Annotated in this window: 11 protein-coding genes and 1 pseudogene; 3 read left to right on the forward strand and 9 right to left on the reverse strand. The window is 45.4% G+C overall.

The window, feature by feature from the left end; translation table 11 throughout:
- Positions 1-2 precede the first annotated feature (2 nt).
- The 3 genes from QUB77_RS20350 to QUB77_RS20360 all read right to left on the reverse strand — a co-directional run bounded on the left by QUB77_RS20350 (position 3) and on the right by QUB77_RS20360 (position 2,947).
- Positions 3-1,394: an ATP-binding protein gene (locus QUB77_RS20350; RefSeq protein ID WP_333179133.1), complete on the reverse strand. Its 1,392-nt coding sequence runs from the start codon at positions 1,392-1,394 to the stop codon at positions 3-5.
- Positions 1,391-1,960: a heme NO-binding domain-containing protein gene (locus QUB77_RS20355; RefSeq protein WP_333179135.1), complete on the reverse strand. Its 570-nt coding sequence runs from the start codon at positions 1,958-1,960 to the stop codon at positions 1,391-1,393. Before QUB77_RS20355 ends, QUB77_RS20350 begins: the two co-directional genes overlap by 4 nt.
- Positions 1,961-2,698: 738 nt before the next feature.
- A complete protein-coding gene (locus QUB77_RS20360; protein WP_333179138.1) occupies positions 2,699-2,947 on the reverse strand; it encodes a helix-turn-helix transcriptional regulator in 249 nt (82 codons plus the stop codon).
- 1,016 nt (positions 2,948-3,963) lie between these two features.
- Between QUB77_RS20360 and QUB77_RS20365 the strand changes: the two genes are divergently transcribed.
- Positions 3,964-4,836 (forward strand): pentapeptide repeat-containing protein, encoded by an 873-nt coding sequence (locus QUB77_RS20365; RefSeq protein ID WP_333179140.1) that lies wholly within the window; start codon positions 3,964-3,966, stop codon positions 4,834-4,836.
- A gap of 146 nt (positions 4,837-4,982) precedes the next feature.
- Here QUB77_RS20365 and QUB77_RS20370 read toward each other — a convergent pair whose 3' ends face one another.
- Positions 4,983-6,197, reverse strand: coding sequence for an FAD-dependent oxidoreductase (locus QUB77_RS20370; RefSeq protein WP_333179143.1), 1,215 nt, complete (start codon positions 6,195-6,197; stop codon positions 4,983-4,985).
- A 14-nt stretch (positions 6,198-6,211) separates the two neighbouring features.
- Between QUB77_RS20370 and QUB77_RS20375 the strand changes: the two genes are divergently transcribed.
- Complete coding sequence (locus QUB77_RS20375; protein ID WP_333179145.1) at positions 6,212-6,388, forward strand: hypothetical protein; 177 nt, start codon at positions 6,212-6,214, stop codon at positions 6,386-6,388.
- Positions 6,389-6,633: 245 nt separating this feature from the next.
- On the opposite strand, the gene QUB77_RS20380 is transcribed toward QUB77_RS20375, so the two are convergent.
- From QUB77_RS20380 to QUB77_RS20400, 5 genes are all read right to left on the reverse strand, one after another.
- Positions 6,634-8,166, reverse strand: coding sequence for an NAD(P)/FAD-dependent oxidoreductase (locus QUB77_RS20380; RefSeq protein WP_333179147.1), 1,533 nt, complete (start codon positions 8,164-8,166; stop codon positions 6,634-6,636).
- A gap of 304 nt (positions 8,167-8,470) precedes the next feature.
- On the reverse strand, positions 8,471-8,956 hold the full coding sequence (locus QUB77_RS20385; RefSeq protein ID WP_333179150.1) for a CRR6 family NdhI maturation factor: 486 nt from the start codon (positions 8,954-8,956) through the stop codon (positions 8,471-8,473).
- Positions 8,957-9,207: 251 nt separating this feature from the next.
- Entirely contained in the window at positions 9,208-11,157 is a 1,950-nt protein-coding gene (locus QUB77_RS20390) for a DUF3685 domain-containing protein (protein WP_333179153.1), read from the reverse strand.
- 47 nt (positions 11,158-11,204) lie between these two features.
- A complete protein-coding gene (locus tag QUB77_RS20395) occupies positions 11,205-13,406 on the reverse strand; it encodes a hypothetical protein (RefSeq protein WP_333179157.1) in 2,202 nt (733 codons plus the stop codon).
- A gap of 739 nt (positions 13,407-14,145) precedes the next feature.
- Positions 14,146-14,610, reverse strand: coding sequence for a Fur family transcriptional regulator (locus QUB77_RS20400; protein WP_333179160.1), 465 nt, complete (start codon positions 14,608-14,610; stop codon positions 14,146-14,148).
- A gap of 289 nt (positions 14,611-14,899) precedes the next feature.
- On the opposite strand from QUB77_RS20400, the pseudogene QUB77_RS20405 reads away from it, so the two are divergent.
- Positions 14,900-16,166 (forward strand): annotated as a pseudogene (locus tag QUB77_RS20405) (RNA-guided endonuclease InsQ/TnpB family protein).
- Positions 16,167-16,235: the final 69 nt, after the last annotated feature.

A 16,235-nucleotide genomic window follows, 5' to 3' on the forward strand; every position in this document is an offset into this window, starting at 1 on the left:
ATTTAGAGCGGAATCTCGATCGCAAATTCTGCTCCTTCTCCCGGTGCAGAAATACAGCTTAACTTACCCCCGTGCTTTTCCACCACAATCGAATAACTAATTGACAATCCCAAACCCGTACCACTTCCCACCGGCTTCGTCGTAAAAAAGGGATCGAATATCTTATTGATTACCGACTGTTCTATACCCAGACCATTGTCAGCAATGCTGACTACCAAATTCTGAGAATCATTAACTAAAGTCCGTATAATAATGGTGGGTTCTTTGTTCCAGTCAGCACAATTTTTCTGTGCATCTCGCAAAGCATCTATGCCATTACTGATAATATTCATAAATACCTGATTAATTGCCGATGCGTAGCACTGGACTAAAGGCAATTCACCATATTGTTTAATCACTTGAATCTCTAGAGCTTCACCATGAGATTTTAGCCGATGCTGCAAAATCAACAAAGTGCTCTCAATTCCAGAATGAATATCTACAGGTTTGATTGCCGCTTCATCGTGGCGGGAGAAGTTTCTGAGAGAATTAACTATTTTGCGAATGCGTTCACTGCCAATTTTGATAGAATTAAGAATTTTAGGAAGATCGTGTTCTAAAAAAATGAGATCGATTATGGCCGCTTCTTCTTCTATTTCAGATGGTGGCTGCGGATAGTATTTCTGATAAAGGTGTAATAAACTTATTAGGTTTTGGACATCCTCTTGCAGATATTTCAAGTTACCATGAATAAAGTTGACCGGATTATTAATTTCATGGGCCATTCCTGCAACTAACTGGCCTAAACTAGACATTTTCTCTGCTTGAATTAGGTGTGATTGCGTTTGTTGAAGTTCACTCAATGCCTGCTTTAAATGTTGTGCTTGAATTTGGGATAAAGAAGTCAGTTCTTTCTGAACCTCTAGTGATGCTTGAAGCTGATTTTTCTGCTTAGTTAATTCTTCTGTAAGGCTTTGAACTTCCCGAATTGCTGTTTGGCTAGTTTGTTGCAAAAACAAAAAATCGGGAGTCAGATCGTGGATTGGAAAGTCTTTCAACTTAACCGCTAATTTCGAGAGTAGGCTTGAGTCGGGAGTCCACACAGAGCAGATAAAGAGGATCACCCGCTCCTCTTTCAGAGCGACCATTTGCCCCTTTAATCGTAGAGAGTTATGTCGGGATTCCAGAATAAATAATGATTTGAGTTTTTGCTGAATAGTCAAAAAGTTAAATGCGATCGCTGGCTGATGAATTTGAAAATGTCTATCTATCTGTTCACCTAATAATGGTATTTGATGAGTCCGTTGTAATACTTCGCCAACTTGGACAATCTCCAGATTTTGATTAAATCCTATATGAAATGGAAATATATCGCAAAACATCTGGGGATTCAGTGTATATAGCGGCTTAGTCATGAATCATTTACAATCTCTTCCGATCTGAACTCAATCCGAAATATGTCATGCTCGAATCCTGCTTCACAGGATTGAGTGTGTGCGATCTCAACTGCTGTCTCGAAGCGATCGCCCAAACCTTTAACTAACCCGACTACCATTGGTGCGAAACCTTCCCGTGTAGAGCGATAATGCAGCTCGATCGCATCTGGGGCAACTTCTGTACATTCAAAAGATGGTGGTCGCAACTTAGGGAATTGCACCCCAATCCGAATATGTAAATCATCTAGATTTTCTAGAAATTCGGGTAATGTATCTCCAGCCATATCTAGTATTTCTTCATAACCCGCAGTCGCAGTAAATTTAACCCAGTATTCGCCAAATGCCTGCATAATTTCTGCACCCGACAAGCCAAGCACTTCACTGGCCGATTTAACTAGACGATGAGTCAAATCATCAGGATAAGCTTCTAAAATGAGAAATTGCTCCTCTAGGACTTGCGCTTTCTGCTTAATTTTTTCCCAAGTAGCTTCATCAAAACGATCGCATACCATGTCTTGAATCCCACGATTAACTAAACCATACATTTCAACGGCCTCCAGTTATACTGGTAATTTACTTTTATCAATCATAAAAAAAATGATATCGAGTCAGTTTCTTGACTGTAGAATTTACACCGATCGAAATTTCGTGTATCATATCACAATTTTCTGTGCGATAGATAGTTAGTCATCATTTTGTGCCTTTACCTACATATTTAGTAAAGTTAAGTATTTGCACTTAAATATAAAATTTTTGTAGGCTGGGTAGAGCGGCCAGAGTTACCTTTGAGGATGTGTTGGGTTGAGCGAGCTCTTACCTCTTTTTTACCACAATCACAATAAATTCCTATTAGGGATTGAAACACTGAGGCTGTCGTCTCTCAGGGTTCGACACTGTACGGGTCTTGCCAACCAGATATCCCAAAATAGGATAAGGTATTAGTTACTGAATTTTTAGAACCACGTAAATCAACAAATGAGTCGATGTAACCCTGAAGCGAATTCTCCCACCATCTTAAAAAGCAAGGCGACTAGCACTGTTGGTCGTGGAAAAAAAGCTAATCTCAATACCAACTTGAATTTTTCTGCATGGAGTATTGGGATGCAAGTCTGATTACATCTTGGGTGTTCATATCTCGCTCTCACAAGATGCTTCAGATATTTTTTGTGAAATTTTCCTAATAATATCGCAAGGATCTACAGGGAGCATCTCAATGAAAGCAGCCAAGCTAGAAATAGGAGCCAGGAGTCAAGAGTCAGGAGTCAGGAGTCAGGAGGAAAGAGTCAGAAGGAAGGAGCCAGAATAAGTGTTTTTACAAATATGAGATGCTCCCGATCTACACCAATTACACGAGCAACTAACAAAAACTCAATTACATCTAACCGTCGTTCACCGTTTTCATATTTGGCTACGAAAGACTGGGGCTTTTTAAGAGATTTAGCAACAGAATCCTGAGTTAGTTGCGCTTCTTTACGAGCCACAATCATACAGCAACGGAAGGTTGCATATTCATCACTAAAAACAGATTTCATTATTCTTTGGGTTTAGCACTGCATATTCCCTAGATATAATAAACCTGTTTTCGGATTATCCCAAAATAGGATAATTAAATATGTTAAAAATAGATAGTAATGACAATTGAACAGAATTAATCGCAATTCCGAAAGTGCCAGCTATCTCTACTTCCGGCCATCGGTGCTACCATAATTTTTTTTGTCATCTTTCGGCTTAGCAACACCATCAGGTTGTTTCTTTGGCTTTTTGACTTCTTTGTTGCTTTTTCTTTCTTTTGACATGATCTTTCCTCAATTTTGACTCAGCATAACATAGATTGACACATTTGCCTAACTGCCAGTAGAGGGGGTGATCCTATACAGATATTACTCGCTGTTAGTTTTGTACAATCTGCAATATATTATCTGCTAAGTTTTGAACGAATCCCCTCTACCGTTAGGCATATCGATAAATTCCTCATAAGTACAATGTCTGAAATTACTTTTCACCCCGATCGACTCAAGCAAATATTGAAAAGCACGATCGTATAAATGCTGCGAGACAACCTAGAAAAATTCTCGCTGATTAAGCTGTTGTTTTACATCTAATTTTCCTGAAAAATGACAGTAGATCAAAATATGGAGATATGACCATGCCAGCCTTCGCGACACCTGACGCCAACACAACTAACAAATTTGCAGTCTCCGTTTAAAAAAGCTGTTAGTCACAGTGGACAACAAGAATAGTGATTTTACTATTGATTAACACTTCGGACAGTGTTTGATGGCTTACCTACTGATAATAACGGTTTCTCTGATCTCAGTACGATCGCAACGCTTGCCGAAGCACACTAGAGGCCCACGATAAATCAAGGGTTTCAGACTATGACCTCAAAAAAGTCGGAACTCTGGAAAAAGCACCAAGTATATGTATAAATATAAAGTTAATTGTCAGCTTTCTTGAAAGTGCGATCGCGTCCGCTAGATTTGAGATAAAATACTTATAAAGAGTGTTTATTTCTAGATAAATTTCTGCTATTAGGAATGTGACCCGTATGGAAGTAACCGAGCTGCTCAAAGAGTACGAAAATGGAAACAGAGACTTTGCTGGCGCAAACCTCAGCGGAGCAAACCTCAGCGGAGCTATGTTGGTTGGCGTAAACCTTTCGAGGGCTAACCTGTCGGGAGCTAACCTGAGTCGGGCACATCTGACCAAAGCAGAACTCAACGAGGCAAACCTTTACAGGGCAAATCTGAGTTTTGCCAAAATGGGCCAAGCCAGACTAGCGGACGCAGAGCTTACCAAAGCCAATCTCAGCGGAGCTTTCCTCGTCAAAGCAAAACTGCCCAGGGCAAAGTTGAGTGGCGCCCAACTCATCGGTAGCAACCTCCGAAGCGCCATCCTCTGGAACGCCAATTTGTGTACAGCCGACTTGCAATTCATCAACCTGCGGGGTGCCAACCTCACGGGAGCCAACCTCAACTGGGCAAACTGCGGAGGGGCAAAACTCAGCGGTGCAAAGCTTTTTGGCGCTCAACTAACAGGCATCTATCTCAGCAAAGCTTACATCAATGGCATCGACCTGAGCAGGACGGATCTCAATGGCGTCAACATGAGCGAAGCCAAACTCAACGGGGTAAACTTGGAAGGCTCGAACTTGTTAGCCGCCAATCTCAGCGGGGCTCAGTTGCGGGGCGTCAAGTTGATCGGAGCAGATTTAACCAGGGCAAATCTGGTGGGAGTTTCTTTGGTGCAGGCAAACCTCGATTGGGCTAGGCTGTGCTATGCAGACTTGAGCGAAGCCGACTTGAGCGGGGCAACGTTCACGGGAACCAACTTTGAGGGTACTCAGTTAGCCGGCTCAACAATGCCGCCATCTTTGAGCAATGATGTCTACTTAACTGCCGCACGTGGTGTAGCAGCTTAGGCAACGCCAAAAATTAATTTCGCATCCGAGTGGGCGACTCTCGCATTGGTTTAACTTTTGATGCAGACATCATTACTTTTGTGAGAGTGCTGCACCGGCAAGAAATTTACTGATATTTGCGAGAGTTTGTAGCATCACAATTGACCTCACCCGATTAATTTCGCGACTCGCAAAGCAGAGGTAATGGCTCCTTCGTGCAAACCATCCCCCAAATAAGCTCCCGCATGATAAGTGTGGTTCTCGCCATTAGTCTCGATAACTTCATCTCGATATCGAAAAGACTCGACAGTGTACAGCGGCGTGTGATGTTTCTGAATGTGAATAATGTGCTTTTGGGCGATCGACTCCTGCAGTTGAAAAGCTAAACTGTACTCTCGTGGCGAGGAGATGCCGCAAAGCTGATTCAAGCTCGCATTATATCCCCATCCCTTGTCCGTCTCGAAAAAATCAAATTCTGATAACTTGCGGATACCGTAGCGATCGTACATCGATGTATCCGAATGCAGTACAGTGGTTGCATAATTGGCTTTCCACGCCGAAAACCGCTTTGTTTCCGCATCCGTCGGGTCAGACAACAGCCTCATAAATTGATCTGGTGGCATCGCAAAAACCACCTTATCAAATTCCTGGATTTCTCCATCAGAAAGCACAATTTTTACACTATCCGCACTTCTAAAAATATTGGCAATCTCCACATTTAGCCGTATATCGCCCTTAAATCGCTCCAAAATCTTTTCAATGTAAGAATACACCCCGCCTTTAATCCTCACCCAGTTGACCGAGGCATATTCGCGTAGAACAGGCATCGCTAATTCCGCCGGAAAATTGTCGAGCAATTCAAACGGTATCGAGTAGCTGTACATCGTCAGCAACTTCAGCCAATAATTGCGGACGCACGAGCTTTTCAAAGACTCAGAAAGGGGTATATCGTAGAAATCGTGCTGTTTAGCAAACCGCATTTTTAAAATAAATCCCGCCGAACGAGCGTAGAGACTATCAAGTCGCAAATACTCGCTCAGGCGTTGGATTCCGGTGAAATTCTTTTGGATAGATACCGCCGATAAAAAGTGAGTGCCATCTTTAAAAAACAGCGCTGAACCAATCTGCACGGGTTCTAATTCTACGTCTAGCTCCTGCATAAAAGCCACGAAATTGTAAAACACAGTCGGAAATTCTAGCACCCCATTTTCTAATATTTCATTGCATTCCGATTGATTGGGCGCAACATTTTTGTTGAGCGTCCGAATGTGTCCGCCTAAAATTGGCTGCTTTTCCAATACAGTGACGTGATGTCCCTGTTTATCGAGCCAGTATGCTGCTGCCATACCGCTCGCTCCGCCCCCAACAATTGCAATTCTCATAGTTCACTCCTAGATTGATAGAAGGAAGTTCGGCAACGGATTATGTAACGGATGTAACGGATGTAAAGGATAGAAGGAAGTTCGGCAACGGATTATGTAACGGATGTAACGGATGTCGGGAAGAAGGAAGTTCGGCAACGGATTATGTAACGGATGTAACGGATGTAACGGATGTCGGGAAGAAGGAATAAGGAAGAAATTATCGTTTCCAGGTTCTACCTGGAAACGCATTGCAGTCTTGCTGTACTTCGTCATTTTTAAGGGGAGGCAGAGCCTCCAGGAATTCATTTCTTGGCAGAGCCCAGGAACGAATTAAACGAGATAATGAGAGCAGAAATGAGAGATTTTTAAGAAGAGGCAGAGCAAGAGTGAAATTTATTCCTTGGCAAAGCCAAGGAACGAGAGAAACAGGAAAATAACCAATTGCTAATTTTCCTTAGCCTAAAACCGCATCGCCGGATAAACGTTGATAAAGCAGCGCCCCCGTCCAAAATGTCGGTGCAAAGCCTGGATAGCCCGAAGAGGCGTTGCAGAAATAGAAATTGTTGAGGGATGTTTCATGATTTAGTCGATCGACTCCCATGTTGCGCGGCGTCAGGCTGGAACCGTAGGAATTACCGTTAGGACACCAACAGAAGCGCTCGTTAGTCGTCGGACTTCCGGTAATATGAAAGACCATGTGTTTGCGGAAATTCGGAACATAGTGTTTTTCAACTACATCTACAATCGAGTCCAGAATCTCTTGTTTCTTCTGTCTGTAAGCTTTGCGATCGCTGTCCCAAAGCTGTTTAAAATAGCTGTAATTAGCAACAGTCAGGAATTCGACAATTTGACAATCTTCTGGACAATCCCCCCGCGCTTGGGTCAGTAAAGTTGGCGTTGTAATTGCAAAACTCGGACGAGAAAAATCATTTTGCTCATACATTTGAGCAAAAGCTTCATTTAGATCCAAGTGCTCAGAATGAAACGTATTCCACTTGCCAAATCCATAGTCTCGGAGATCGATATCTTTGACAACGCAGTACACCATGTAGTTAGAGGCAGAATACTCATAGTTGAGTTTCCGCCGCACTTTTTTAGAGAACAGTTCCTCTCCAATCATCTTGGCGGCTCTTTTCGGGTCAAGGTTGCAAATCACCGTGTCGCCCGTAAATTCATGGGTTTGATGCGTGGTCAAATCCATCGCTTCAACTCCCGTTACTGTTCTGTTTGTCACCCTAAAATTAGTGACTTCATGGTTTAATAGAACTTTCCCCCCGTTGGATTCAATGACATTAACTAAAGAATTGATGACATCTTCAAAATGCTGCGTCGGGTAAAATGCGCCTTCTTGATAGCCTCTAAACAAGGCAATCCAAGCATAGAAAGAAAGCTGATTTGGAGGTAGCAAAAAGTCTGGCCATTGCAGGGCTAATAGGGTTTGGGCGGCTTGCGGAAGTTGGAACTTGTCGAAAACGTCCTGAAGTGTACTGTTGAGGTGTTGGACGGCACAGAATACGTCACCGAAATTTTTGAGCAATTCAATTGGTTTGACGGGAGGAGCGAGTTTTCTGAGTCCTTCGCCGGTTTTCTCGACTTCGTTGACGAATTTGCGAATTCTCTCGCCCGCTTCGGGAAACAGCGCGGACAATCTGCGGATCAGTTCCTCTGGTTCGGAGGGAATATCGAGCGCATACCCAGGCATTCTCATGTGGTCGTAGCCATTCGGATCGTACCGTTCAAAGGTGACATCTCGATCGAGACCGAGTTTTTTGAGAACTCGATTGACTGTATGTCCTTCGCCGCAGTCCCAAACGTAGTGGAATTGGGCATTAAAGGTGTATTTGTTGGCCATCGTAAAGGTGTGACCAAAGCCTCCGGGATGCTCGTGAGCTTCGAGGATGTGTACGGTTTTGCCGGAGTTTGCCATCAAAGCTCCGAAAACCAGTGCTGATAAACCACTGCCGACGATGAGGTAATCTGTTTTCATGGTAAATTTCCTCGATCGATTGAATGGGGCGATCGTTGTTTATTTAAACTAACTATCAATTCTGAGAAAATTCTGAAGTCCAGCAACAATTTTTTGAGGCGGGCTGGTTTAAGGATTGTATTACAGTCTGAGTATGGTTGCCGTTAAGCTTAATTAAGCTGTTGCGGATGGAACTTATAGCTGCGGAGGCGGACTGGAAAGCCCGCCCAACAAGGGAAGTAAACTGGTTTATACCTTCCTTGGTAACTCTTAAGGTATAGAGTAGCCTACCTAATAAGGAGTATGTTAATTAGAGTGCGATCGCTTATTTGTGCGGCACAATCACCTCAAAAAAAGCATCCTCCAAATCATAACCAAACATCTGCGACATCGCCATCAACTTCGATTTACTGGGGATTCCCTGCTGATTCAACCAATCAGTCAACACAAAAATTTTGTTCATCAAAAACATTTCCAAAGCTTCAGGATTGTACTGAATACCTTGAGTGCGGTGGAACTGGTGCGGCACCAACATCGCGGCATAGCGGGCCAATTCTCCCGCTTTCCAATCCAGCAAAAATGGCAGCCAAGGGTAACAAGCATCCAAGCGAATAAACCACAGCCGCACTTCGGGAATTTCTGAAATTTCTCGCGGATCTAACTCTTCGCGCGGATACTCAATTTCAAATTGTAGCTGTTGTTCGTTTTGGGCGATCGCTCCTTCGGCCAGCCACTTTTCAATCACAGTCCGCACCGGAGACAAATCTAAACTGTTTATGCGATCGGCATCTATCGATATCATAATACTCATAAAAAGTCAACCCTATAGCAGTAAGTTATATCAAATCCGGTCGATCGACCGCGATTTACCGTTGGGCAGGGGCGGGTTTATGAGACTATCTATCTCAACCAAATATTGTTGGAAAAACCGGCCCCTACAGGTTATTGAGAATGGTGTCACATCTCATATCTATCCTACCTATAATATCACTACCAATGCCCAATTATCAATATTATCAATTAGCAATTCCCGATGCCCAATTCCCGATGCCCAAGTCCCAATTACCCATTTTTCCCAAACTTGCTATCCTGCAAAGAATTACCAATGCCCTGGATAATTCCCCGCCCGATCAAACCAATTCCCCGCCCTATAACCTGAGTCAAAACGTACACTACCCCAGCACCCAACAGCGAAATAACCGCGCGAACTCTAGGTGCGATCGCATCCCTGGTTTCCAGCAGCAAAGTCAAGGCTAACTGCCACCCATAAAGCTGTGCTAACTCCAGATTTCTCGGAGCATAAATAGAAATTCTCTTAATTCCAGAATCGCCCAAAACAAACAGCCAAAACCTGCTTTCAAAAATAGCTTTCGGTTCCACAAAATATCTATCCCAGCTATATCTCCACGACAAATCATTCCGAAACCGCTCAATTTCTCGCGTCGAAATCAACTTACCATCGTAAAAAATTTGCTTGATTTCTTCAAGATTCGCTAAATTATTTAGTAAAGGCTGTACCACTCCGCTAGCAACTTGTATTGCCAAATTTTCTAACAAAGCTTCAGACCGCTGCATCGCTTGCGGGCTGCCAGCAACACAAGAAACATTGTCAACTGTTAGAGGAATTTCAAATAGCAAATGTGCAAAAAAATCAACTGTCATCGGTATTTTGTCAAGGATTTCTGCTGCAACTACATCAGCATCTGCCAGCAGCATCGGCACAACTTCTACGCCGCTGCCTGCCAATAGATAAGCAGCGCTTCCCCCTTGGCTTTCTTCCAGTTTTAAGCTGGCTTGACTGCCATCAGAAACCTGATTTTCTCCCGTTTGCAGTGTATAGTATCTGCCAAAAAAATCTATGATTGTCGCCTCCCACAAATTCTGTAAAATAGCAGGCATTTTTTGCGACAATTGAGTTTGCTGCACCTGGGAAAAGCGCAATTCTTCCAGCAAATCCTTTAACTTCCGCAGGATGGAACTCATCAATTCACGCTTTTTGGGCGATCGCAAAATATCGATTTCCAAAGGCAAGCCAGTCAAATTCACCAACTCAAACTGCAATTTAGCCGCCACCGAGTCAAACAAGCTACCTTGCCAATTAGTTGCCACCACCAAAGATTCTGCCGAAACTTCGGAATTCGCTAATTGCAATTGAGAATTATTTAACAAATTCTCGCCTCTAAATTTTTCTTTCTTCCCTCTGCCTTCTCCCCTCTCCCCTGTTCCTTCTTCCTTCTTCCTTCTTCCTTCTTCCTTCTTCCCTTTTCCTTCAAATAATAACTGACTGACAATCCAGCGAGCTGCCAACAATTCTCTGCGGCGTCCGCTGAGTACAACCCCATCTAAAATAGAGGGCAAATCAGTCGGTTCTGCGGCTCTGAACTCTTGCAAATCAGCTTGAACAACCGCCAAAGCTGCATCTATTTCCCGCAGTCCAGAAAGACAAAAATAAGCCAGCATTTTTTTGTGTACTGGCGTATCAACTGTCGAATTATCTGCATTTTTATCTGCAATTCCTGCGGAGTTTTTTACTGTTTGAACCACCGCTGCATTTAGTTCTATTTCTGAGTTAGCTGCCGCATCCGTCGCCCAATAAGTGCGACCAGATGCCACAGCGCGAATAGCTTCGATTGTCAGGGAAATATCTCTACCTTTAGGACAATAGCCATTCGCGCCCGTCGCCTGTAGGTCTGCCAACAGCTCCGGTGTCAGCGACCCGCCTAGCACCAACAGGGGCAGATTGGGGTACAAACTTTTGAGTTCGCCACAAAATGCCAGCGCCTCTATTTGACCCGATCGCCAATTTAAAGCCTCAAAACCCAAAATTACCAAATCTGCGGGCTTTGTGGCTGCTACCGAGTCGAGCGAGCGAGCTTCTAGAACCTGCAAAGCCTCGGTTGCGGTGGAAACTTCTGCAACAACTTGCAAGTCTGGATACTGCTCGCAAGCAACTCGCAGCCCCAGCCGGAAAATGGGGTCGCCCTCGATCGTCAGCACTTGGAAATTACTCACTTGATTTTAGATTTGAGATTTTAGAGACCGATCGCGCGAACACCCAATTACTCGGGCAGCAAATTAGCATCAGGAGGCCCTGCCGATTCAGGAATCGAGGGCGGCGGGGGTTCTGGAGCTGGAGCCGCAGGAGCAGGTTCCGGAGCCGGAGCCGGGGCCTCTTCTCTCGCGGGCGGAGAGTAAGGTTCCGGCTCCCTAGCGGGCGGATAGTAAGGTTCCGGTTCCGGCTCTCTCGCGGGCGGATAGTAAGGTTCCGGCTCCCTAGCAGGTGGATAGTAAGGTTCGGGAGCCGGCGCCTCTTGTCTGGCAGGCGGATAGTAAGGCTCTGGCTCTGGCGCGTACTCCTCCTGTCGCGGAGCTGGCGCGTACTCCTCCTGTCGCGGAGCTGGCGCGTACTCCTCCTGTCGCGGAGCTGGTTCCGGCGCGTAATCGCGAGCGGGTTCCGGCGGCGGTGCACTGTTGGCTCTGAGTTCAGCACTCCAACGCCCGATCGCACCTGCAGCCTCTGAATACAGCGCCCTACCGTAACCGATTTGGGAAGCCGTATCGATCGCCGCTCCTAGACTGCCTTGAGATGCCAATTCCGCAGCTCGATCGAGAATCGGTCTGTCTTGAGCAACTTGCAGTTCGCTCACCCACTGATAGACATTATCCTGAGCTTTCGCGTACAAAGTCCTACCGCTCTTAATTGCCGAAGCTTTTTCAATAGCAGCACTAAGTTTTCCTTGCTTCGCCAGGGCGATCGCTTCATCCAAAAAAGGCTGATCTTGAATAACTTCTATGCGTTTGGTCCACTGAGCCAAGAGAGTTTGCGCCTCTATCCTGCGGGGCCGGTTTTGAGCGATCAGGAGTAGCTGAGCCATGCCGCCCTTGAGTCCTTCAACCGTTTGGGGTTCGGCCAACTGCTTCGCCAGAGTCAGAAAAGATTGGTCTTCGATCCCCTGAATTTCCCGACGCCAAGCAGCCACCAAAGTTTGAGCGTGAACCCGCCGCGGTTGCTTAATTCCGATGGTTTGCGCTTGCTCGATCGCGAGTCCAAACGTCCCTATCTGACCGAAACTAGCGATCGTGCTGGCCACTTGCAGCCGCAGCAAATCTTGAAACTGCACCTGCAAATTTTCAATTTGAACTTGAGCTTGCTTGTACAGAGGGCGACCCGGAGCAATTTGGCTAGCAGCCCCCTGCCCTTCCAGCAAGCTAAAAATGTGTTGCTGCAGCGGAGTTGATATCGACTGATTCCACGTCACTGCCTGAGCCCTACCCAACTGCATCAAATCTTGAGCTTCCGCAAACAGCGGGGAATCCTGCGGCACAACAGAAGCAGCCTCGATCGCCCCCGGCAGGTCTTTCCCCCCCAACCGCTTAGTAGCCATTGCCAGCAAAGTCCGGCTCCATCCCTCAATTTCCTTTTCAGCTTTAGCGCGGGCAAAAAGCTGCGAGTCTATTTTGCGAGCTAGGACTATCGCCTCAGCGAACTTTTGCGGAGTCTCGTCCTTCGCCAAATCTCTAGCCTCTTGCAAGCGCTGCCAGCCGTTTCTTTCCAAAGAAATCTGCCCTATCAGCTCGTTGTAACGCTTCTGACTCCAGAAAATATTTTCCAGCTTGAACAAAGCTTGAGCATAATCCCAAGCCTTCCTTAAATCCTCACTTTTCAAAGCTGCTAGGGCTGTATCGTAGAGTTTTTGGCCCTCCTGCCAATTTTTTTCCCAAGCAGTCACAGCCTCTTCTACTTCGGGGTAAGACGGACTGGTTTTCGGAATTTTCGCCACAATCTCTAGAGCACCTTTTAAATCGCCCCTCTCAATTTTTGCCCTGGCAAATCCCAGAATGGCCTTTGACCATTCCCCTATCAAATGTTGACCTTGCGAGTATAGCGGATGTTCTTTCGGCCAAGCCTGCACCAATGCCATTGCCGATTCTAGCTGTTCTAGCTTCCCCGACTTAGCAGCTTGTTGAGCGCAGTAAAGTCGCTCTCCGTCCGCCGCCAGCGGCGACAGTTGCTGGCAATTCGGCGGTGGCGGCATCGTCAGCAACCACAGAAATGCAGCGGCACCAGTTACTCCAAATCCCACCAGGAGACTCAGCCAGATTAGCTGCCACTGCCAAAAAGTTCTTTTTCCCTCAGTCGGCAGCGCCGTTACTGAGGAACTCGCATCGCCTGTCGCCTCTGCACTGAACTGTGCCCTTGGTTTAGGGGATGGGTTGTATTGCGGTGGTGTGTGGAATTGGTCAGATTGTCGTCTCGCCATTACTTCAGCCTGTCCTGTAATGCGCACTCTTCATGTGACACTCCCACATCAAATCTATAGATTGTGATGTCGGCTTCTGACTCCTGTTAAGGAGATCGAGAACTTCCTTCAAGGTACTGGCAATCTTTCCCTCTACGGCGTTTTATAGTGAGGTTCGTGTCCAGCCCCACTGGTTGCTTCCGAGTATTTTAGGCTCTCGAAGCACGTAAATCATACCAGTTATCACACAGTTATTGACAGATCCGGGGGCCGTTGAGCAGAAAAAACAGTATAAATCCCCGTCAGTCTATCAATTTTAGATTTTAGATTTTAGATTTTAGATTTTAGAAGTGACTCTGCACATGAATTGTGGGAGGGATTCAACTAAGCTCTCATATTAAATCCGGGTCAGAAATTCCACTATCGGACTCAGCGGTTGAAACCAATAATGCACAAATTTTTCTCCCCTCCAAGCCGATTAAAAAATAAAAGGGGTGTTAAACCGGATTTGGTCTACACTTTTACGTGTAGGGGGTAGGAGTGATTTTTTGGGTTTAGTCGTAAATTTCATTCCCGCTCGCCAAACTTGTCGATCGAGTTTCATTTTTCTGTTTTCCTTTTTTTCTACTGTGCCGAATTCCGGCTGGCGACGGCAAAAAACACGATAGAACCCAGCAAAATACTTGAATTATTTTATACGACCGAGCGATCGGCCGATCACAAAGAGCGGTTTTGCTTCCAACAGCCGCTGCTTGATCCGTTACGAAGCCTTTGGCGTATCGCTGACACTCGATGCTTCCGTGGCGGACTCTGCCGATCGATATCCGTAGAAATCTATCCGGTAGTCTACAATTTTGACACCCGTTTGCTGTTGGATTAGCTCGATCAAGTCGTTCGGCAATTCCACATGAACGTCTAGAATCTGAGCCGTATCAAGACAATTAACATGAGAGTGAGAGTCGCTGACATTGCCGTACAAGCGTCCCTCCGAGCGTTCTATACACTCAATAATTCCGGCTCTGGACAAAGCTTCTAGATTTTGATACACCGAAGTATGCCCGATCGAATGCGCTTGTTGGTTGAGGCGATCGTAAATTTCGCGAGCCGAGAGGTGTTCTTTTGCCTCCCACAAAAGTTCTAGAATAAATCGACGCTGGCGGCTCAAGCGCATTCCCATCGCCTGACAGCGATTTAAAGCATCTTCTAATGAACGAATTGGTTTCACAGCTACCGCCTTATAAAGCCTGATCGATTTTTAATTCTGGTACAATATTGCACGCCTACATATCCAATCATTCTAACGCAGGGTTGCCCAACTGTAGAAGGTAGAGGGCAAAAATCTCGAAGGAGTGATTTTTTTCGAGTTGCTGCTCAACTCCTGCTGCCAGCACCCTCCCGAAAATTATCCCCCTCAGAAATATTGCTTTGACCCAAAAATGGGTTTCAAGCCTCGCCCATAAGCGGGCGACTTTTTTGTGCTAGACTCTTGCCGTAGAGTTTTTCCACGTCAAACGATCGTTCTGGAATTTAAAGTCAAAGGAAAAACAACTCAATACGCTGCAATAGATGAGGCGATTAGAACGGCTCAGTTTGTCCGCAACAAGTGCATCCGTTACTGGATGGACAACAGAGGCATTGGGCAGAAAGAGCTTTATCGCTACAATACAGCGCTGAGGGCTGAATTTCCGTTTGTCAAAACTTTGAATTCCCATGCTTGTCAAGCCTCGGTTGAGCGGGCTTATAATTCAATTGCTCGGTTTTACGACAATTGCAAGCGCCAGGTTCGCGGTCAAAAAGGCTATCCAAAGTTTAAGAAAAACTTTCGTTCAGTTGAGTACAAAACTTCGGGGTGGGCGCTTTCACAGACGCGCAAGCAAATTACCTTTACCGACAAAAAGGGTATTGGCAAGTTGAAACTGAAAGGGACTTGGGATTTAAACTTCTACCAAATAGACCAAATCAAGAGGGTGAGATTAGTTCGCCGTGCTGACGGTTACTACGTCCAATTTGTAATAAGGCTCGATCTCCAGGTCGATACAAATTCCACAGGTAGAACAATCGGTTTAGATGTTGGACTCAAAGAATTCTATACCGATAGCAACGGTCATAGCGAACCGAACCCTAGATTTTACAGAAAAAGTGAGAAGCGGTTGAAGTCTCGACAGCGCCGGGTTTCTCGCAAAAAGAAAGGTTCTACCAATCGAAAGAAAGCCATTAATCGATTAGGGCGAGCACACCTCAAAATAAGTAGGCAGCGTCAAGAACACGCTAAGAAAATAGCGCGTTGCGTAATCCAATCTAACGATTTGGTCGCCTAGGTCGACTTGAGGATTAGAAACCTGGTTAAAAACCATTGTCTTGCCAAGTCGATTAATGATGCAGGTTGGTATCAATTCAGGAAATGGTTAGAGAATTTTGGAATTAAACTTGGGAAAATAACGGTAGCTGTTAACCCTGCGTACACTACTCAAAACTGCTCTAACTGTGGCACGGTCGTAAAAAAATCTCTATCTACTAGAACCCACATTTGCGAATGTGGACTTGAATTAGATAGAGATTGGAATGCGGCTAGATATATCCTGAATCTAGCCTTGGGTACTACAGGTCATGTAGGAACCTGGATCTTAAATCCGAACGCTTCGGGAGATTCGACCTCTACTCAGGCTGGAGAAATCTTGTCGCAAGCAAGTTGAGTCAATGAACGAAGAATCCTCACGCCTGATAGCCCAGGAGGGTTGGGTCGAGGGGGGATATTATTCCCCGCCCCTCCCATTTAATTAGAGTCGATGCCTGTGTTACCACAGGACACCTCTCCTTCAGAACGCGGACGTGCAGCTTTCACTGCATCCG

The organism is Microcoleus sp. AT9b-C3 (assembly GCF_036705485.1).
Taxonomy (GTDB): Bacteria; Cyanobacteriota; Cyanobacteriia; order Cyanobacteriales; family Microcoleaceae; genus Microcoleus.

Bases quoted from the DNA above. Each gene is read 5' to 3' on its own strand.
- QUB77_RS20350 (WP_333179133.1), bottom strand. From the start codon at position 1,394: ATGACTAAGCCGCTATATACACTGAATCCCCAGATGTTTTGCGATATA.
- QUB77_RS20355 (WP_333179135.1), bottom strand. From the start codon at position 1,960: ATGTATGGTTTAGTTAATCGTGGGATTCAAGACATGGTATGCGATCGT.
- QUB77_RS20360 (WP_333179138.1), bottom strand. From the start codon at position 2,947: ATGAAATCTGTTTTTAGTGATGAATATGCAACCTTCCGTTGCTGTATG.
- QUB77_RS20365 (WP_333179140.1), top strand. From the start codon at position 3,964: ATGGAAGTAACCGAGCTGCTCAAAGAGTACGAAAATGGAAACAGAGAC.
- QUB77_RS20370 (WP_333179143.1), bottom strand. From the start codon at position 6,197: ATGAGAATTGCAATTGTTGGGGGCGGAGCGAGCGGTATGGCAGCAGCA.
- QUB77_RS20380 (WP_333179147.1), bottom strand. From the start codon at position 8,166: ATGAAAACAGATTACCTCATCGTCGGCAGTGGTTTATCAGCACTGGTT.
- QUB77_RS20385 (WP_333179150.1), bottom strand. From the start codon at position 8,956: ATGAGTATTATGATATCGATAGATGCCGATCGCATAAACAGTTTAGAT.
- QUB77_RS20395 (WP_333179157.1), bottom strand. From the start codon at position 13,406: ATGGCGAGACGACAATCTGACCAATTCCACACACCACCGCAATACAAC.